This window comes from Variovorax sp. OAS795 (assembly GCF_040546685.1).
GTDB lineage: Bacteria > Pseudomonadota > Gammaproteobacteria > Burkholderiales > Burkholderiaceae_C > Variovorax.
In genome coordinates, this window is record NZ_JBEPOH010000001.1 from 3,557,966 (window position 1) to 3,575,835 (window position 17,870).

The window sequence follows — 17,870 nt, forward strand, 5'->3', positions numbered from 1 at the left end:
GGCAAAAGTCACACTTTTCGATTAATACGATTCAAAACGTAACTTCGCCCCGTACAAAAGGTTACGTTTGATTTGAGAATACCGCCTTCGAACCCAACGGAAACCATCGTGATCACCGCTTTTACCTTGTTAGTCGGCATGTTCCTCGGCGCATTGTTCATGAGTCTTCTGGTCGTTTCCCGCTCGGAAGACTGAACGAGTCCAGCCCTGGCGAGGCGCTTGGCGCGCCCGCCTGAGACAACAATCGAGATCAGATCGGCAGCGCAATGAGGTCGTGCCCCTCGGCGCCCACGACGCGCGCCTTGGTGAATTCCCCGACCTTGAGCGTCTTGCTGATCTTCTCGGGCGGCAGCAGCCGCACGGTGCCGTCGATCTCGGGTGCATCGGCGTAGGTGCGCCCGACCCCACCTTTTCGGCCCATGCCGGGCGCCGAATCCACGAGCACCTGCATGGTGGCGCCGATGCGCCGACGCAGCTTGGCGATCGACACCGCCTCGGCCACTTCCATGAAGCGCGCGCGGCGCGCTTCGCGCTCGGCCGGCGGCAGCATGCCGGGGATGTCGTTGGCCGTGGCACCTTCGACGGGGCTGTAGGCAAAGCATCCGGCGCGGTCGATCTCGGCTTCGCGGATGAAGTCGAGCAGATGCTCGAACTCCTGTTCGGTTTCGCCAGGAAAGCCCGCGATGAAAGTGCTGCGGATCACAAGCTCCGGGCAGACCTCGCGCCAGCGTGCAAGGCGCTCGAGGTTCTTCTCGCCGCTGGCTGGCCGCTTCATGCGCTTGAGCACGTCGGGGTGGCTGTGTTGCAGCGGCACGTCGAGGTAAGGCAGGACCTGGCCACTTGCCATGAGCGGAATGATTTCGTCCACGCTCGGGTACGGGTACACGTAGTGCAGCCGAACCCAGGCGCCATAGGGCTCGGCAATTTCGCCCAGCGTGCGCACCAGTTCGAGCATGCGCGTCTTGACGGGCTTGCCATCCCAGAACCCCGTGCGGTACTTGACGTCGACGCCGTAGGCCGAGGTGTCCTGGCTGATCACCAGCAGTTCTTTCACGCCCCCTTCGAACAGGGCCTTGGCCTCGCCGAGCACGTCACCGACAGGCCGCGACACCAGGTCGCCGCGCATGGACGGAATGATGCAGAAGGTGCACCGGTGATTGCAGCCTTCGCTGATCTTCAGGTATGCGTAGTGGCGCGGCGTGAGCTTGAGGCCCGCGATGCCGAAGGTATTGGGCACCAGGTCGATGAATGGGTCATGCGGCTTGGGAAGGTTGGCGTGGACCGCGTCCATCACCTCCTGCGTGGCATGCGGGCCGGTCACGGCCAGCACGCTGGGGTGCATCTGCCGCACCAGGTTGCCGCCCTGGTTCCCGGTCTTGGCGCCCAGGCAGCCTGTGACGATGACACGGCCGTTCTCGGCCAGCGCCTCGCCGATCGTGTCGAGGCTCTCCTTCACGGCATCGTCGATGAAGCCGCAGGTGTTCACGATCACCAGGTCGGCGCCTTCGAAGGTCTTGGACGTCTGGTAGCCCTCGGCGCTCAGGCGGGTCAGGATCAGTTCGGAATCGGTCAGGGCCTTGGGGCAGCCCAAGCTCACGAATCCGACTTTGGGGGCAGCCGGCGTGGCCGTACGTTCAGGGGAGGCAACTTCGCTCATAGGCCCCTATTGTCCCAGCTATCGGACGGCGCCGGGATTTCAGGGACGTTTGATGCCGAATGCGCCCAATACCTGCTCGGTGTTCTTCTGCATCTGTTCCTGCATCTGCAGGAACGCGTTCTTCGACTGCTCGACGTAGTTGCCCATCAGCCCCTGGAGCACGGGCGACTGCAAGGTCATGAAGCGCGACCACATCTCGGGCGTGAGGCCTTCGGCCTTGTCGGTGAGCTGGGCCTGCACTTCGGTCATGGCCTGGATGTTCTTCTCGAGATAGGGGCCCATGTAGCCCTGCATCGCCTGTCCGTAGAAACGGATGATGTTGGCCAGCACCTGCTCGGTGAACATGGGGGCGCCACCGGCTTCCTCTTCGAGGATGATCTGCAGCAGGATGCTCCGCGTGAGGTCGTCGCCGGTCTTGGCATCGCGCACCACGAACTGGGCGTTCTGGATCACCAGTTGCTTCACCTCGGTCAAGGTGATGTACGTGGATGTCTCGGTGTCGTAGAGCCTTCGGTTGGGGTACTTCTTGATGACACGTTGCACCGGCTTGACCCCGGACTTCTTGCTCTGCACTGCGGACTCCTTTACATGGACGCCCATGTCATCCGATCAATTCTAGGTAGCGGTTTTGCTGCACCGCGACAAGGTTTACCCTGACCGTCGGGCGGCGGATACAGCGTCCTTCAGTCGAGCGTGGTCGCGTACTCGGCACCGCATGCCGCGCAGGCCGCGCTTTCGGGACGCTCTTGGCTGGCCAGCCTGAAACGCAGGGCACTCTTGTGGCCATAGACGACCCAGCAACGCGGGCAGTGTTCATGGCCGGCAGTGGGCAGGTATGCGCGGGAGCGTTGCTCGGCACGCTCCTGGGTGACGGAGATGCCCTGCTGCAGGGCCCGCGCAATCTCGCGCGCTGCCATGGTGTCGGTGCGGCCGCTTGCGTGGTCGTTGATGCCATAGACCGCGCGTGCAAATTCAATGGGGGCTTGCCTGAGCAATGCAGCCAGGCGCTTATCGGCATGAGCCCGATCAACCAGTGTTGATCGCGTATTCATCGGATCGCTTGTCAAGGAAATTGGGAGAAGGTTTGCAGTCCGGCCAAGGTAGCACAACAACGTGCCCATGGTCTTTGACTGGGTTACCGACTGGACGATGAAGACACCGGGGAACCCGGTGAAAGCTCTGTTCAACAGACCCGGTGGTTGGCCGGATGTTGGAACAGAAATTGGTAGGCGCGATTGGACTCGAACCAACGACCCCCACCATGTCAAGGTGGTGCTCTAACCAGCTGAGCTACGCGCCTAAGGATGTGTCCGAGAAGCAGCTATTGTAGCAGGAGAAAACACGCTTTTTCAGCGACGGCGTGCAGATCGCACGCCGGCCACCGCCGTCACGATGCCGAGCACCTGCGTCAAGCGCGCCGCGTCGGTGATTTCCACGGTGAAAGTCATCCACGCCGTGCCCTTGACCGATTGGGTCTGCACGCCGATCACGTTCATCTTCTCGCGTGCGAACACATCCGAGATGTCGCGCAAGAGGCCCTGGCGGTCCGCCGCCTCCACGGCGACGTCGACCGCATAGACCGGCACTTCGCCGCCCTTCCTGGCCACGCCCCATTCGACATCGATCACGCGCTCGCCGTCGCGCGCAGCCATCGTGCGGAAGTTGCTGCAATCGGTGCGGTGCACGCTGACGCCGTGGCCGCGCGTCACGAAGCCGCTGATGGGATCCGGCGGCGCCGGCTTGCAGCATTTGGCGAGCTGCGTCATCAACGAAGACACGCCCACCACGAGCACGCCGCCCTTGCCGGACTTCTCGCTCGCGCGCGGCTTCTTGATCTGAACGCCGTCGTCCGGGTTCGGTGCGGGCTCCGGCGGGGCGCAGCAGCACCTCGATGTTGCGCAGCGAGAACTCGTCCTTGCCGACCACTTCGAACAGATGGTCCGCCGACTTGAAGCCCAGCTGCGAAGCCAGGTCCTCGAGCCGCGTGGATGTCTTGCCTTCGCGCTGCAGCAGCTTTTCGACCGCTTCGCGTCCGCGCGCCACGGTCTCGTGCGTGACCTGGGCGTTGAACCATGCGCGCACCTTGGCGCGCGCGCGGTGGCTCGCAAGGTAGCCCAGCTCGGCATTGAGCCAGTCGCGCGACGGGCCGCCTTCCTTGGCCGCGATGATTTCCACCGTCTGTCCGTTCGACAGCGGCGTGTTGAGCGGCACCATGGCCCCGTCGACGCGCGCGCCGCGGCAGCGATGGCCGAGCGTGGTGTGCACGGTATAGGCAAAGTCCACCGGCGTCGCGCCCTGCGGCAGTTCGACGATGGCAGCGTCTGGCGTCAGCACATAGATGCGGTCGTCGAACAGCCCCTGCCCCTGCGAGCCGCCCGACAGGTCGCGCTCCCACGCCAGGAGCTGCCGCAGCACCGCGATCTTCGCGTCGTACTCGCCGCTCGCCCACACGCCCGCATAGCCCTTGTGTCCCGCTTCCTTGTAGGCCCAGTGCGCGGCCACGCCATGCTCGGCATGGTCATGCATTTCTTCCGTGCGGATCTGGATCTCGATCGGCTTGCCAGGCTTGCCGTCGACCACCTCGCGCACCACGGTATGCAGCGACTGGTAGCCGTTCGGCTTGGGCCGCGCGATGTAGTCGTCGAACTCTTCGTCGATCGGCAGGAAATGCGAATGCACCCAGGCCAGCGCGGCGTAGCAGTCCTTCACGTCGGGCACCACCACGCGCAGCGCGAGGATGTCGAACACCTGCGCGAAGTCGAGCGACTTGCCGCGCATCTTCTTCACGATGCTGTAGATGTTCTTCGGCCGCCCCTGCACCGTCGCGCGCACGCCTTCGGCCTGCAGTTCGCTTTCGAGCTGGGAGCGCAACTGCTCGACGTGGCCTTCGCGCTCCACCCGCTTTTCGTCCAGCAGGCGCGCAATCAGCTTGTAGGTCTCGGGCTCGAGGAAGCGGAAGGAGAGATCCTCGATCTCCCACTTCACCTGCCAGATGCCCAGGCGGTTGGCCAGCGGTGCAAACACCTGCAGCGACTCGCGCGCCACGCTCTCGGGCGCCGGCTGCTTGCTGGCCGCGGCATGACGCAGCGTCTGCAGCCGCGACGCAAGCCGCAGCATCACCACGCGCAGGTCGCGCGAAAACGCGAGCAGCATCTTGCGCACGTTCTCGGTCTGCGCGCCCGCGCCCTCCGACAGGTGATGGCCCTGCGAGGCCGAGCGGGCCTGTTCCTGCACGCGGACCAGCTTGGTGGTTTCCACCGCCAGCGCCGCGAAGTTGTCGCCGAACACCTTGGCGATGACTTCCTGCGGACGGTTCAGGTGCTGGCACGCATAGACCAGGTAGCTCGCCGCCTGCATGGCTTCGGAGCCGCCCATCTTGGCGACGATGGCCGCCACGGCATCGGCGTGCGCCAGCGTGTTTTCGCCGGTGTCGAGTTTTTCGTCGACGATCAGCGGCTCGGCAAAGGCGCGCGCACGCGCGAGCATGTTCTCCATCACCGGGGTGCGATCGGCCGTGGCCGCGGACAGCGGATAGTCCGCCACGGCCGAATCGGGACTGTGTGCCGTCTGAAGGCTCGAAGAATCGCGCTTCACGCTGCCCTCAATCGAACAGGAAGGATGTGACGGCGGACACCTGCGCGGGATCGACGAAGGTGGGCGCGTGGCCCACGCCTTCGAACTCGGCCAGCACCGCGCGAGGCACGCGCTGCGTCATGGCCAGCGCCGTTTCGCGCGACAGGAGATCCGACTGGGCGCCGCGTGTCACCAGGGTATTCGCCTCGATGGCGTCGTACAGGCTCCACATCACCGCGCCGCCCTGCGCCGCGGCCTCGGGCGTGATGGCGCGCAATGCAACAGCGATGGCCGGATCGTAGTGAAGCAGGAAGGGACCGGCTTCGCCGGTGCCGGCGTCTTCGGCCTCGACCTTGCGCGCACCATCGGCGCTGCGCCCGGCCGCAGGCACCACCATGTGCTGCGACAGCGAAAGCCATTGCTCGGGCGTATGGGGGCCGAAGCTGGTCGAGATCGCCCACATGGCGTCCGCCGCCGCCTGCACCGTCGCATGGCGGCCGCCCTGCCCCACGTAGGCCGCGATGCGCTGGATGGCCGCGGCCTCGATTGTCGGACCGACATCGTTCAGGATGAACCGGCGTATCGGCCGGGGCAGCGGCAGCTGCTTGTGGCCCGCCAGCACCAGGCCGATGAGTCCGCCCATGCTGGTGCCCAGGTAGTCGAGCGTGCCGATCGGCTGTTCGCGGTGCAGCTGCGCCAGGAGCGCCACCATGTCGCCCGCATACACCGGCACCTGGTAAAGCGCCGGATCGCGCAACCAGTCGCTCTGGCCGCGCCCCACGGCATCGGGGCAGACCACGCGTACGTTGCCGCCCGCGCGTGCCACGATGGCCTGGGCCAGCACGTCGAAGTCGCGCCCCTGGCGGGTGAGGCCGTGCACGCACACCACCACATGCGCACTGTGCGCGCCGCCCCATTGCCAATAGGCCATGCGATGACCGCCCTGGGGGTCGTCGCACGCCACGTAATGAAGCGTCGGTTCTGTCATGAAAACGAAGTCGTCCTGGTGCGGATAATGGTCTCGTCGCATCCTAATTCATCCGGAGATTGAACTTCATGCTCAAAGGCAAAACCGCGCTTGTCACGGGGTCCACCAGCGGCATTGGCCTTGCCATTGCCGAAGCCCTTGCCCAGCAAGGCGCACACATCGTGCTCAACGGCTTCGGCGATGCCGAAGCGCCCAAGGCCCGCATCGAGGCGCTCGGCGTGCGCGCCGAATACCACGGCGCCGACATGAGCAAGCCCGACCAGATCGAGGACATGATGAAGTTCGCCGCGTCACGGTTCGGCCGCGTCGACATCCTCGTCAACAACGCCGGCATCCAGCACGTCGCCAAGGTCGAGGACTTTCCGCCGGAGCGTTGGGACGCCATCATTGCCATCAATCTCTCGAGCGCGTTCCACACGACTCGGCTCGCCATTCCCGCCATGCGCGAAGCCAACTGGGGGCGCATCGTCAACGTGGCGTCGGCGCACGGCCTGGTCGCTTCCGCGCAGAAGTCCGCCTATGTGGCGGCCAAGCACGGCATCGTGGGCTTCACCAAGTCCGTGGCGCTCGAAACCGCGACGACCGGCATCACCAGCAATGCGATCTGCCCCGGCTGGGTGTTGACCCCGCTGGTGCAAAAGCAGATCGACGACCGCGCGGCCCGGGACGGCATCTCGGCCACCCAAGCGCAGAACGACTTGCTGGGAGAGAAGCAGCCTTCGCTGCAGTTCACGACCGTCGAGCAGCTCGGCGCCCTGGCGGTGTTCCTGTGCTCGCCGGCTGCCGACCAGGTTCGCGGCGTCGCCTGGCAGATGGACGGCGGCTGGACCGCGCAATAGGCCCGGTCGGCCGCGAGAAGGCGCGGCGCCAGCGCGCCCGCCTCCCTACTTGAGCTGCACCGACCCCGACACGTTCACGACCACGCTGGTCTTGCCGGCTTCCACCGGGACCGGCGCATCGGCCGAAAAGGACTTGGCCTGGGCCGCCATGGCGCGCGGCCGGATCGGCCCGCCTTCGTTCGCGTTCACCGAGACTTCGCGCAGCGTGTAGCCGCTGAAGCCGAAACCCTTGGCCAGCGTGGTGGCCTTCTGCTTGAAGTTCTCGATGGCGATCGTCTGGGCCTCGGTCTCGCTCTTCGCGCGCTGCTCACGGCTGAGCGCAAAGCCCACGTTGCCGACATTCAGCGTGGTGATGCGGCCGGCGGTCTGCGTGATGCGCGGGAAGTCGCGGCCTTCGAGCACCACTTCGGCGGAGCCCTGCCAGCCGTTGATCTTTCCCTCGCGGGTATAGCGCGGAGACAGGCTGAAGTTGCCGGTTTGCACGTCGAGCTGGCCGGGTTGCGCGTTCTTCCTGGCTTCGGCCAGCGCGGCGTCGACCGCGGCCTTGAGCTGCGACTGGACCGTGGCGGCGTCGGTCGCGTCGCGCGTGGTGGTGAGCGTCATGCTGAGCATGTCCTGCTGCACCTCCACGCTGCCCGAGGCCGTGAGCTGCAGCACGTTCTGCGGCGGCGCGATGTTCTGGGCCGTGGCATTGCCTGCCGCCGCTGCCGCGGCCAACGCGGCACAGGCCGCCATCCAACTGATTTTCTTCAAGACGAGTTACCCCCTGGAGCTGATATCGAAAGAACGCTGGCCGCACCGCTTCAGCGGCGCTGGCTGCGTGGCAAGGTCAAGGCGCGGGCTGCCGACATCGGCGGCGGCGCGATGCGCTCGGCCGGCTGCGATTCTGCCGAATTCATTGCCCGGGGGGGCGTGCCGGGCGGTGCCCACTGGCCGCGCACCTGCTGGCGCAGCTCGAACAGTTCCGCGGCCGTGAGGCGCCTGCCGGCCGCCGCCTCTTCCCGCCGGATCTCGTCGCGCTTCGCGGCCCGGTGGGCCGCCACGGCTTCTCGCACTTCGCTTCGTCGCACATCGCCGACCTTGAGGAAATCTCCCGCCATGGCCCACGGGGAGCCGCAACTGCAAGCAACGAGGATCGGCAACGCGGAATAGAGGTTTCTCATTGAGCGGAAGTCATAAGACAAGTGGACTTTGCCACCGCAGGACCTACGCAGGATGACCAGACAGCTAGCGACCGCAAGTTTTGTAACTTAGTGTCAAACCATAAGTAAAACAGGCTCAGCGAGGGCTTAACGCCTTCAGAATCAGCGCTGTTACAAATTCAACGTTGTAGAAATGACTCAAGTTCCCGCTCGCACCGACAAGATCGTGATCGTCGACGACGACGCCCGAATCCGCGACCTGCTTCGCCGCTACCTGACCCAGGAAGGTTTCGAAGTGATCGTGGCCGAGGACGGCAAGGCGCTCAACCGCATCCTGTTGCGCGACACGGTCGATTTGATCGTGCTCGACCTGATGATGCCCGGCGAAGACGGCCTCTCGGTCTGCCGCCGCCTTCGCGCCGCCAACGACCGCACGCCCATCATCATGCTCACCGCCAAGGGCGAAGACGTGGACCGCATCGTGGGCCTGGAAGTCGGCGCGGACGATTACCTGGGCAAGCCGTTCAACCCCCGCGAATTGCTGGCGCGCGTGCACGCGGTGCTGCGCCGCCGTCCGCCGCTGGAGGCGCCAGGCGCGCCTTCCACCGAGAACGAGACCGTCACCTTCGGTCCCTTCGCCTTCGACCTGGGTTCGCGCACCCTCAAGAAGGACGGCGAGGAACTCTCGCTGACCACCGGCGAATTCGCGATGTTGAAAGCGCTGGTGCGCCATCCGCGCCAGCCGCTCTCGCGCGAGAAGCTGGCCCAGTTGGCCCGAGGCCGCGAATTCGAACCCTTCGACCGCAGCCTGGACGTGCAGATCTCGCGCCTGCGCAAGCTGGTCGAGGCCGACGCCGCGGCGCCCCGCTACATCCAGACGGTGTGGGGCGTCGGCTATGTCTTCGTGCCGGACGGCACGGCCTGACGATATTGCCTGGTGGCCATCGGCCTGAATCCAGCCAGACCCAGCCCAGCCCAGGAGGACGGTGCCCAGGTCACGATGCCGAGCCCTCTGGAGGGCGCCGGCCAGCGTGACAGGCGACCCGGCCTCAAGCTCGGCTTCAGCCTTTTCTGGCGCACGTTCTTCCTGCTCGCACTGCTGCTGGTCGGCTGTACCGTCGCCTGGCTGCAAACCTTCCGGTCGCTCGAATACGAGCCCCGCGCCATCCAGACGGCGCACCAGATCGCCTCGCTCGTGAACCTCACGCGCGCGGCGCTGGTGTATTCGGATGCGATCACCCGGGTGTCGCTGATCAAGACGCTCGCCGACCAGGAGGGCGTTCGCATCCTCCCGCGCGAACCCAACGACCGCTTCCAGCCCTACACCAGCGGTGCGCTCGACCAGCGCGTGACCGAGGAGCTGATCGACCAGCTCGGCGAGGGCACTACGGTGGCCAGCCGCGTCAACGACGAGCCCGGCCTGTGGATCGGCTTCACAATCGAAAGCGACGCCTACTGGCTGCTGCTCGACCCGACCCGCTTCAGCCGCGTGGGAGGCCGCACCTGGCTGGTCTGGCTCAGCACCGCCATGGCCCTGTCGCTGGCCGGCGCGGCGCTGATCACCCGGCTCATCAACCTGCCGCTCAAGCAGCTGTCGCGCGCCACCATGCAGGTGCGCGAAGGCGAGTACGAGGCGCACCGGCTCGACGAGAGCGCGCGCACCAACGAGATCCGCGCGGTCAACATCGGCTTCAACCGCATGGCGGACCAGCTCGCCAAGATCGAGCAGGACCGCGCCATCATGCTGGCCGGCATCTCGCACGACCTGCGCACCCCGCTCGCGCGCCTGCGCCTGGAAACGGAGATGAGCGTGGCCGACGAGGACGCGCGCGACCACATGGCGGCCGACATTGCCCAGCTCGACGCGATCATCGACAAGTTCCTGGACTACGCGCGGCCCGACCATGTCGATCCCAAGCCCGTGCTGCTGCGCGACGTGGTCGATGCCTGCACCTACGCCGTGCAGGACTACGAGGAAATGAAGATCCGCGTCGACGTGCCCTCCGACCTGCGCGTGCTCGGGGACGAGGTCGAGCTGACGCGCGTGATCTCCAACCTGGTGGAGAACGCGCGCCGCTATGGCAAGACGCCTTCGACCGGCGTGGCCGACGTGGTGATCCAGGCGCAGGCCAACAACGACGCGGTGCTGATCAAGGTGCGCGACCATGGCGCCGGCGTCGAGCCCGCACTGCTCTCGCAGCTGACCAAGCCATTCTTCCGCGGCGACGTGGCACGCACCTCGGCCGCCGGCGCCGGCCTCGGCCTGTCCATCGTCGCAAAGAACATCGAGCGCATGGGCGGCACCTTTGCGCTCACCAGCACGCCCGGGCGCGGCCTAGCGGCGCACATCCGCATGCCGCGCGCCATGCCCGAGCCCAAGCCCGTGGAAGCCCCGGCCCGGCGCGCCTGATTCAGCGGTGCAGCAGCACCACGGCGCGGGCTTCCATCGCGCGGCCCTCACCCACCGGGCCGAGCTTCTCGGCCGTCTTGGCCTTCACGTTGACCTGCCCGGGCACGAGGCCCAGCGCCTTTGCGATGCGCTGGCACATGGCCGGGATATGCGGCGCCAGCTTGGGCGCCTGCGCAATCACCGTGCTGTCGACGTTGCCGATCTCCCAGCCGGCGTCGCGCACCCGGCGTGCGGCTTCGGCCAGCAGCACGGCCGAATCCGCTCCGCGAAACTGCGCGTCGGTGTCGGGAAAGTGCCGTCCGATGTCGCCCAGCCCCGCGGCGCCCAGCAAGGCGTCCGTGATGGCATGCAGCAGCACGTCGGCATCCGAATGGCCCAGCAGGCCGGTGGTGTGCGGCACTTCGACGCCGCCCAGCACCAGCTTGCGGCCCGCCACCAGCTGGTGAACGTCCCAGCCTTCGCCCACGCGGATGTTGAACGCAACCGTCATGGCATCGCTTTCTTGCGGCCGAGCAGCACCAATTCGGCCAGCGCAAAGTCTTCGGGAAAAGTCACCTTGAAATTCTGGGCGCTGCCCGGCACCAGCAGCGGCGCAAGGCCGATGGCCTCGATGGCACCGGCTTCGTCCGTCACCGCGTCGCCGGTGCGCTCCAGCGCATCGAGCAGCATGCCGATGCGGAACATCTGCGGGGTCTGGGCCAGCCACTTGTCGGCGCGCGGCAGGGTCTGCGAAACACGGCTGCCGGCCGAAGACACCTTGAGGGTATCGGCCAGGCGCTGGGCCAGCAGGCCGCCGACCGCGTCGTGTTCGCACGCGGCGATCAGCGCCTCGACCTGGCTCGAGGTGACCAGGCAGCGGGCCGCGTCGTGCACCAGCACCCAGTCGTGCGCACCGGCCCCCTTCTGCCGCAGCGCCGCCAGGCCATTGCGCACCGTGGCCGCACGCGTGGCGCCCCCCACCTGCAACAGGAATTCGCCCGCAGCCGGAAAGCGCGGCAATGCCGCCTGCACCTCGCGGTCGTCGGGCGCCACCACCACCGCCAGGCCGGCAAAGCGGCCGGCCAGTGCGCGGAAGGCGCCCACCGTGTGGGCCACCATCGACGCGCCCGCGAGCCGCTGGTATTGCTTGGGCAGCGCGCCGCCCGCGCGATGGCCGGAGCCGGCGCATGGAATCAGGACGAAAAATCGGGAGGTGGACATGGACTCCGGCACCGGTCGGCGGCCGGCAAGCGAACAAGGGGCCGCCATTCTAGAATCGACCGCTTCACACCCCTCGCCGTCCGGCGCGGGGTGTCGTGCATTTCAGTAAGCTGTTCATGGACCTCCCCCACCTCACGGCGGGCAAGCGATTCACGCTGCCGCGTCCTCCTTTGTCGGCCGACGCCCTCCTGCTGGCGCAACTGGGCATGCGCGAAAAGGCCGCGGGCCGCGCCACTGCGGTGTTCACGGCGGACGCCAACGACGCCCAGCGCCTGATCGACGAGATGGCGTTCTTCGCGCCCGACCTGCGCTGCGCCCTGTTTCCTGACTGGGAGACGCTGCCCTACGACAGCTTTTCGCCGCACCAGGACCTGATCAGCGAACGGCTCGCCACGCTCTGGCGCATCAGCCAGAAAGAGGCCGACGTGGTGCTGGTGCCTGCCACCACGGCGCTCTACCGCCTGGCGCCGCCCGCCTTCCTGGCCGGCTACACCTTCCACTTCAAGGCCAAGCAGAAGCTGCAGGAATCCAAGCTCAAGGCCCAGCTCACGCTGGCCGGCTACAGCCATGTGACGCAGGTGGTGAGCCCCGGCGAATACGCGGTGCGCGGTGGCCTGATCGACCTGTTTCCCATGGGCTCGCTGGTGCCGTTCCGGGTCGACCTGTTCGACGACGAGATCGACTCCATCCGCACCTTCGATCCCGACACGCAGCGCAGCCTCTACCCCGTGCCCGAGGTGCGGCTGCTGCCGGGCCGCGAGTTCCCGATGGACGACGATGCCCGCGCGCGTTTTCGCAGCCGCTGGCGCGAACTGCTCGAAGGCGACCCGACCAAGAGCCGCATCTACAAGGACATGGGCAACGGCGTGGCCACTGCCGGCATCGAGTACTACCTGCCGCTGTTCTTCGACGAGACGGCCACGGTGTTCGACTACTTCGGGCCGGACGCCACCGTGGTGCTGCACGGAGATCTCGAACCCGCGTTCCAGCATTTCTGGCAGGACACCAACGAACGCTTTCGGCTGGTGCGCGGCGACCCGGAGCGGCCGGCGCTCCCGCCGGAGGCGCTGTTCCTCAATGCCGAGCAGTTCTACCAGCGCGCCAAGCCGCATGCGCAGCTCGCCATCCGCGGCGACATCGCCACCGACACCCCGTATGCCGAATTCGACCGGCTGCCGCCGTTCGCGGTGGTGCGCGGCGCCGAGGATCCGCTGGTCGGCCTCAAGGCCCACATCAAGGCCACGCCGCACCGCGTGCTGCTGATCGCCGAGAGCGAAGGCCGCCGCGAAAGCCTGCTCGACTTCCTGCGCGCCAGCGGCGTCAGCCCGCCGGCGTTCGACTCGCTGGCCGAGTTCGAAGCGTCGGCCGACGAAAAGATCGGCATCGCCACCGCCGCGCTGGCCTCGGGCTTCGCATGGCGCGAACAGGGCATCGACCTGGTCACCGAGACCGAGCTCTTCGCCACCGCGCCCACCACCCGGCGCCGCAACAAGAAGCAGGAACAGGTCAGCGACGTCGAGGCGCTGATCAAGGACCTGTCCGAACTCAACGTCGGCGACCCGGTGGTCCACACCGCCCACGGCATCGGGCGCTACCGCGGCCTGGTCCACATGGACCTGGGCCAGGGCGTCGATGCCGAAGGCAAGCCGCTGCTGCAGGAGATGCTGCACCTGGAGTACGCCGACAAGGCCACGCTCTACGTGCCCGTCTCGCAGCTGCACCAGATCAGCCGCTACACCGGCGTCAGCGCCGACGAGGCACCGCTGCACAAGCTGGGCTCCGGCCAGTGGGAAAAGGCCAAGCGCAAGGCCGCCGAGCAGGTGCGCGACTCGGCCGCCGAACTGCTCAACATCTACGCCCGCCGCGCCGCGCGCGAGGGCTATGCCTTCCGCTATTCGGCCGCAGACTACGAGGTGTTCGCCAACGACTTCGGATTCCAGGAAACCGCCGACCAGAAGGCCGCGATCCACGCCGTGGTGCAGGACATGATCTCGCCCCAGCCCATGGACCGCCTCGTCTGTGGCGACGTGGGTTTCGGCAAGACCGAGGTCGCGCTGCGCGCCGCCTTCATCGCGATCACCGGCGGCAAGCAGGTGGCGTTCCTCGCACCCACCACGCTTCTGGCCGAGCAGCACTACCAGACGCTGGTCGACCGCTTCGCCAAGTGGCCCGTCAAGGTGGCCGAGATGAGCCGCTTCCGCTCGGCCAAGGAAATCACCGCGGCCGCCAAGGGCCTGGCCGAAGGCTCGGTCGACATCGTGGTCGGCACGCACAAGCTGCTGTCGCCGTCGATCAAGTTCAAGAACCTGGGCCTGCTGATCATCGACGAGGAGCACCGCTTCGGCGTGCGCCACAAGGAGGCGATGAAGGCGATGCGCGCCGAGGTCGACGTGCTCACGCTCACCGCCACGCCCATTCCGCGCACGCTGGGCATGGCACTCGAGGGCCTGCGCGACCTGAGCGTGATCGCCACCGCCCCGCAGCGGCGCCTGGCGATCAAGACTTTCGTGCGCAACGAGGGCACGGGCGTGATCCGCGAAGCCGTGCTGCGCGAACTCAAGCGCGGTGGACAGGTCTACTTTTTGCACAACGAGGTCGAGACCATCGAGAACCGGCGCCAGAAGCTCGAGGAGATTCTTCCCGAGGCCCGCATTGCGGTGGCCCACGGCCAAATGCCGGAGCGCGAGCTGGAACGCGTGATGCGCGACTTCGTGGCGCAGCGCTACAACCTCTTGCTGTGCTCGACCATCATCGAGACCGGCATCGACGTGCCGACCGCCAACACCATCGTGATGAGCCGCGCCGACAAGTTCGGCCTGGCGCAGCTGCACCAGCTGCGCGGCCGCGTCGGGCGCTCGCACCACCAGGCCTATGCCTACCTCATGGTGCCGGACACCGAGGGCCTGACCAAGCAGGCGGCCCAGCGGCTCGACGCCATCCAGCAGATGGAAGAACTGGGCTCGGGCTTCTACCTTGCGATGCACGACCTGGAGATTCGCGGCACCGGCGAAGTGCTGGGCGAGAACCAGAGCGGCAACATGATGGAGATCGGCTTCCAGCTCTACAACGAGATGCTGGGCGAAGCCGTGCGCGCGCTCAAGGCCGGGCAGGAGCCCGACCTGCTCGCGCCGCTCTCGGTCACGACCGAGATCAACCTGCATGCGCCCGCGCTGCTGCCCGACGACTACTGCGGCGACGTGCACCTGCGCCTGTCGTTCTACAAGAAGCTCGCGACCGCGAAGACGCCCGACCAGATCGACACGCTGCTGGAAGAAATCGTCGACCGCTTCGGCAAGCTGCCGCCGCAGGCGCAGACGCTCATCGACACGCACCGCCTGCGCGTGCTGGCACGGCCCTATGGCGTGGTCAAGGTCGATGCGGCGCCCGGCGTGATCCACATCACCTTCAAGAAAGACCCGCCGGTCGATTCGATGGCCATCATCCACCTGATCCAGAAGAACAAGCACATCAAGCTCGCAGGCAACGAGAAGCTGCGCATCGAACGCGAACTCAAGGAGCCGAAGGAGCGCGCGCAGATGGTGCGCGACGTGCTGCGCAGCCTCGGACAACCCATCGTCAAGGAAACCGCCCCCGCATGAGCGCGACAGAAATCTCTCCCGGCCTCGTCATCCAGCGCGTGAAGCCGCCGCTGAAGCTCGCCGACTTCCAGCTGATCGCGTTCGACATGGACTCGACCTTGATCAACATCGAGTGCATCGACGAGATCGCCGATGCTGTCGGCAAGAAGGCCGAAGTGGCGGCCATCACCGAGGCCACGATGCGCGGCGAGATCAAGGACTTCAAAGAAAGCCTGCGCCGCCGCGTGGCGCTGCTCAAGGGCGTGCCGGTCGAGGCGCTGCAGCAGGTGTACGACCAGCGCCTGGAGCTCAATCCGGGCGCGGCCGAGCTTGTGGCGGCGTGCAAGGCGGCCGGCCTCAAGGTGCTGCTGGTCTCGGGCGGATTCACCTTCTTTGCCAACCGCGTGAAAGACCGACTGGGCATCGACTTCGCGCGGTCCAACCTGCTCGACGAGGCCGACGGCCGCCTCACCGGCCAGGTGGTGCAGCAAAGCTGGGGCGACATCTGCGACGGTGCCGAGAAGCGCCGCACGCTGCTCGAGGTGGCCTCGCTGATGGGCATTTCACCGCAAGAAACCATTGCAGTGGGCGACGGTGCCAACGACCTGCCGATGATGGGCGAAGCCGGCCTTTCGGTGGCCTATCACGCCAAGCCCAAGGTGCGCGAACAGGCCATGGTGGCCATCAACGAGGGCGGCCTGGACCGCCTGCTGGAGATCCTGAAATGACCGACAACACCGCCCCGCTCTACAGTGCCGACGCACTCCGCGACTACGGCAGCGCCTTGCTGCAGAAGGCCGGCCTCGCCGCATCGATGGCCGACAGCGTGGCCCGCACGCTGGTCGAAGGCGACCTGCTGGGCCACGACACGCACGGGCTGGCGCTCCTGGCCGGCTACGTGAAGGAAATCGAATCGGGCGGCATGGCGCGCGACGGCGCCCCCGAGGTGCTGTCCGACCGCCCCGCCGCCGTGCTGTGGGACGGCAAGCGCCTGCCCGGACCCTGGCTCATGGACCAGGGCCTGGACCTGCTGCTGCCGCGCGCGCGCGAGCTCGGCACCGCCTCGCTCGTGATCCGCCGCAGCCACCACATCGCCTGCCTCGCGGTCTACATGCTGCGTGCGCTGCAGGAAGACATGCTGATGCTGCTGGCCTGCTCCGACCCCAACACCGCGAGCGTCGCGCCCTTCGGCGGCACCCAGGCGGTGTTCACGCCCAATCCGCTGGCCATGGGCTTTCCGCTCTCGCAGGGCGGCGTGATGGTCGACATCTCGGCCTCCATCACCACCAACGGCATGAGCAACCGCAAGCGCGCGGCCGGCGAGACCTTTGCCGAGGAATGGCTGATCGACGCCGCCGGCAAGCCGTCGAACAATCCGCAGGTGCTGTTCGACCAGCCGCCCGGCACGCTGCTGCCGGTCGGCGGCCTGAGCCATGGGCACAAGGGCTACGGCATGGCGCTGCTGGTCGAGACGCTGACGGCCGGCCTCGCGGGCCACGGCCGGGCCGATCCGGCCGAAGGCTGGGGCGCGACGGTGCACGTCACGCTGCACGATTTGCACGCCTTCGGCGGCAAGGAGGCCTTCCTGCGCCAGATGGACCATGTGGCGGCGCAATGCCGCAACAACCGGCCGATCGATCCCGCGAAGCCGGTGCGCCTGCCGGGTGAAGGCGGCCTGAAGCGCCGCGAAGCGCAATCGAAGAACGGGGTTCGGCTGCACCCGTCGATTGCGCGTGCGCTGCAGGGTGCGGAGCAGCGCTACGGGCTGCAACTCGCGCAGGCATTGCTGTAGGAAACAGTCTGCGATTTATTTGAAGTTGCGCTGTTCAGGGCGGCGCTCCCGCCGACGGGGTACCTTTCTCCGCGAATGTCCCCCGCCCTTCGGGCTCCTCCTTTATTTCGCTGCGCAAGGCACCCCATCGACGGGATCGTTTCTCAGAGCGGTCTTTGATCGAGCGGAACAACCGCAGCGCCTGGTGTGCACAGGGCGCCGGGTGCTCCCCGCAGCGAAATAAAGGAGGAGCCGAAGGCGGGGGACATTCGCGGAGGGGAGTACCCGGTGGCCTTTGCACGCGCCCTGAGCTGAGTGACCCCGATCACTCGCGGAGGAATCAGTCCTCTTCGGACGGCTCTTCTTGCGACCGCTGCCCGGCCGGACGCGGTGTGCGCTTGCCGGGCTTGGCCAGGATTTCGACGTAGAACTGCTTGCCGGCGTCCTTGACGACGCCGTCGATCAGACCGGTGATGGCCGACAGGTGCACGGTTTCGGCGGTTTCCGCCGAGGTGCCGAACTTGCAATCGAAGTCCCAGAAATCGCTGCCTTCGGGCAGGACGCGGCGGCGCTCGCGCTTGATGTACTTGCGGATCTCGTGCTTGATGGCTTCGAGGAGGCGGTCGGGGTGCTTGCCCTCGACCTGAAGCTGAAAGGTTTTTCTCATGGGTGATGGTAACCAATGCGACCCGGCTGTCCTGTGTACAGTCGG

General features: G+C 66.7%; 15 protein-coding genes, 1 tRNA gene and 1 pseudogene. 6 read left to right on the forward strand and 11 right to left on the reverse strand.

What is annotated here, in order from left to right; all coding sequences use genetic code 11:
• Nucleotides 1–250 precede the first annotated feature (250 nt).
• The 6 genes and pseudogenes from rimO to ABID97_RS17245 form a co-directional block, all read right to left on the reverse strand.
• On the reverse strand, nt 251–1,657 hold the full coding sequence (gene rimO, locus ABID97_RS17220; RefSeq protein WP_354399638.1) for a 30S ribosomal protein S12 methylthiotransferase RimO: 1,407 nt from the start codon (nt 1,655–1,657) through the stop codon (nt 251–253).
• A 39-nt stretch (nt 1,658–1,696) separates the two neighbouring features.
• Nucleotides 1,697–2,257, reverse strand: coding sequence for a polyhydroxyalkanoate synthesis repressor PhaR (gene phaR / locus ABID97_RS17225; RefSeq protein ID WP_354399639.1), 561 nt, complete (start codon nt 2,255–2,257; stop codon nt 1,697–1,699).
• A gap of 83 nt (nt 2,258–2,340) precedes the next feature.
• Nucleotides 2,341–2,724: a hypothetical protein gene (locus ABID97_RS17230; protein WP_354399640.1), complete on the reverse strand. Its 384-nt coding sequence runs from the start codon at nt 2,722–2,724 to the stop codon at nt 2,341–2,343.
• A 156-nt stretch (nt 2,725–2,880) separates the two neighbouring features.
• Nucleotides 2,881–2,957: transfer RNA gene (locus tag ABID97_RS17235), tRNA-Val, on the reverse strand.
• A gap of 49 nt (nt 2,958–3,006) precedes the next feature.
• Nucleotides 3,007–5,152: pseudogene (locus ABID97_RS17240) on the reverse strand (RelA/SpoT family protein).
• 106 nt (nt 5,153–5,258) lie between these two features.
• Entirely contained in the window at nt 5,259–6,218 is a 960-nt protein-coding gene (locus ABID97_RS17245; protein ID WP_354399641.1) for an alpha/beta fold hydrolase, read from the reverse strand.
• Nucleotides 6,219–6,286: 68 nt separating this feature from the next.
• On the opposite strand from ABID97_RS17245, the gene ABID97_RS17250 reads away from it, so the two are divergent.
• Complete coding sequence (locus ABID97_RS17250) at nt 6,287–7,057, forward strand: 3-hydroxybutyrate dehydrogenase (RefSeq protein WP_354399642.1); 771 nt, start codon at nt 6,287–6,289, stop codon at nt 7,055–7,057.
• Nucleotides 7,058–7,102: 45 nt separating this feature from the next.
• Here the strand turns inward: ABID97_RS17250 and ABID97_RS17255 are convergent, their stop codons facing one another.
• Entirely contained in the window at nt 7,103–7,810 is a 708-nt protein-coding gene (locus ABID97_RS17255; protein ID WP_354399643.1) for an SIMPL domain-containing protein, read from the reverse strand.
• A 50-nt stretch (nt 7,811–7,860) separates the two neighbouring features.
• Entirely contained in the window at nt 7,861–8,220 is a 360-nt protein-coding gene (locus tag ABID97_RS17260; RefSeq protein WP_354399644.1) for a hypothetical protein, read from the reverse strand.
• Between the two features lie 172 nt (nt 8,221–8,392).
• Here ABID97_RS17260 and ompR point away from each other — a divergent pair, with 172 nt between their 5' ends.
• A complete protein-coding gene (gene ompR, locus ABID97_RS17265) occupies nt 8,393–9,124 on the forward strand; it encodes an osmolarity response regulator transcription factor OmpR (protein ID WP_012747691.1) in 732 nt (243 codons plus the stop codon).
• A 75-nt stretch (nt 9,125–9,199) separates the two neighbouring features.
• Nucleotides 9,200–10,609, forward strand: coding sequence for a sensor histidine kinase family protein (locus tag ABID97_RS17270; RefSeq protein WP_354399645.1), 1,410 nt, complete (start codon nt 9,200–9,202; stop codon nt 10,607–10,609).
• A 1-nt stretch (nt 10,610) separates the two neighbouring features.
• Here the strand turns inward: ABID97_RS17270 and ispF are convergent, their stop codons facing one another.
• Entirely contained in the window at nt 10,611–11,099 is a 489-nt protein-coding gene (gene ispF / locus ABID97_RS17275) for a 2-C-methyl-D-erythritol 2,4-cyclodiphosphate synthase (protein ID WP_354399646.1), read from the reverse strand.
• Nucleotides 11,096–11,809 (reverse strand): 2-C-methyl-D-erythritol 4-phosphate cytidylyltransferase, encoded by a 714-nt coding sequence (ispD, locus tag ABID97_RS17280; RefSeq protein ID WP_354399647.1) that lies wholly within the window; start codon nt 11,807–11,809, stop codon nt 11,096–11,098. Before ispD ends, ispF begins: the two co-directional genes overlap by 4 nt.
• Nucleotides 11,810–11,925: 116 nt before the next feature.
• On the opposite strand from ispD, the gene mfd reads away from it, so the two are divergent.
• Genes mfd through ABID97_RS17295 form a run of 3 tightly spaced genes read left to right on the forward strand, consistent with a single transcriptional unit; the run spans nt 11,926 to nt 17,179 of the window.
• The gene (gene mfd / locus ABID97_RS17285; RefSeq protein ID WP_354399648.1) at nt 11,926–15,408 is read left to right on the forward strand and encodes a transcription-repair coupling factor; all 3,483 of its coding nucleotides are present in this window, start codon (nt 11,926–11,928) and stop codon (nt 15,406–15,408) included.
• The gene (serB, locus tag ABID97_RS17290) at nt 15,405–16,115 is read left to right on the forward strand and encodes a phosphoserine phosphatase SerB (RefSeq protein ID WP_354399649.1); all 711 of its coding nucleotides are present in this window, start codon (nt 15,405–15,407) and stop codon (nt 16,113–16,115) included. Before mfd ends, serB begins: the two co-directional genes overlap by 4 nt.
• A complete protein-coding gene (locus ABID97_RS17295) occupies nt 16,112–17,179 on the forward strand; it encodes an Ldh family oxidoreductase (protein ID WP_354399650.1) in 1,068 nt (355 codons plus the stop codon). The genes serB and ABID97_RS17295 overlap by 4 nt, the downstream gene beginning before the upstream one ends.
• A 319-nt stretch (nt 17,180–17,498) precedes the next feature.
• Here the strand turns inward: ABID97_RS17295 and ABID97_RS17300 are convergent, their stop codons facing one another.
• A complete protein-coding gene (locus ABID97_RS17300; protein WP_354399651.1) occupies nt 17,499–17,825 on the reverse strand; it encodes a DUF6172 family protein in 327 nt (108 codons plus the stop codon).
• Nucleotides 17,826–17,870: the final 45 nt, after the last annotated feature.

What these genes read in the sequence shown, in the direction of transcription:
- rimO (WP_354399638.1), bottom strand. Translation starts at nt 1,657, where the DNA reads ATGAGCGAAGTTGCCTCCCCTGAACGTACGGCCACGCCGGCTGCCCCC.
- phaR (WP_354399639.1), bottom strand. Translation starts at nt 2,257, where the DNA reads ATGGGCGTCCATGTAAAGGAGTCCGCAGTGCAGAGCAAGAAGTCCGGG.
- ABID97_RS17245 (WP_354399641.1), bottom strand. Translation starts at nt 6,218, where the DNA reads ATGACAGAACCGACGCTTCATTACGTGGCGTGCGACGACCCCCAGGGC.
- ABID97_RS17250 (WP_354399642.1), top strand. Translation starts at nt 6,287, where the DNA reads ATGCTCAAAGGCAAAACCGCGCTTGTCACGGGGTCCACCAGCGGCATT.
- ABID97_RS17260 (WP_354399644.1), bottom strand. Translation starts at nt 8,220, where the DNA reads ATGAGAAACCTCTATTCCGCGTTGCCGATCCTCGTTGCTTGCAGTTGC.
- ompR (WP_012747691.1), top strand. Translation starts at nt 8,393, where the DNA reads ATGACTCAAGTTCCCGCTCGCACCGACAAGATCGTGATCGTCGACGAC.
- ABID97_RS17270 (WP_354399645.1), top strand. Translation starts at nt 9,200, where the DNA reads ATGCCGAGCCCTCTGGAGGGCGCCGGCCAGCGTGACAGGCGACCCGGC.
- ispF (WP_354399646.1), bottom strand. Translation starts at nt 11,099, where the DNA reads ATGACGGTTGCGTTCAACATCCGCGTGGGCGAAGGCTGGGACGTTCAC.
- ispD (WP_354399647.1), bottom strand. Translation starts at nt 11,809, where the DNA reads ATGTCCACCTCCCGATTTTTCGTCCTGATTCCATGCGCCGGCTCCGGC.
- mfd (WP_354399648.1), top strand. Translation starts at nt 11,926, where the DNA reads ATGGACCTCCCCCACCTCACGGCGGGCAAGCGATTCACGCTGCCGCGT.
- serB (WP_354399649.1), top strand. Translation starts at nt 15,405, where the DNA reads ATGAGCGCGACAGAAATCTCTCCCGGCCTCGTCATCCAGCGCGTGAAG.
- ABID97_RS17295 (WP_354399650.1), top strand. Translation starts at nt 16,112, where the DNA reads ATGACCGACAACACCGCCCCGCTCTACAGTGCCGACGCACTCCGCGAC.
- ABID97_RS17300 (WP_354399651.1), bottom strand. Translation starts at nt 17,825, where the DNA reads ATGAGAAAAACCTTTCAGCTTCAGGTCGAGGGCAAGCACCCCGACCGC.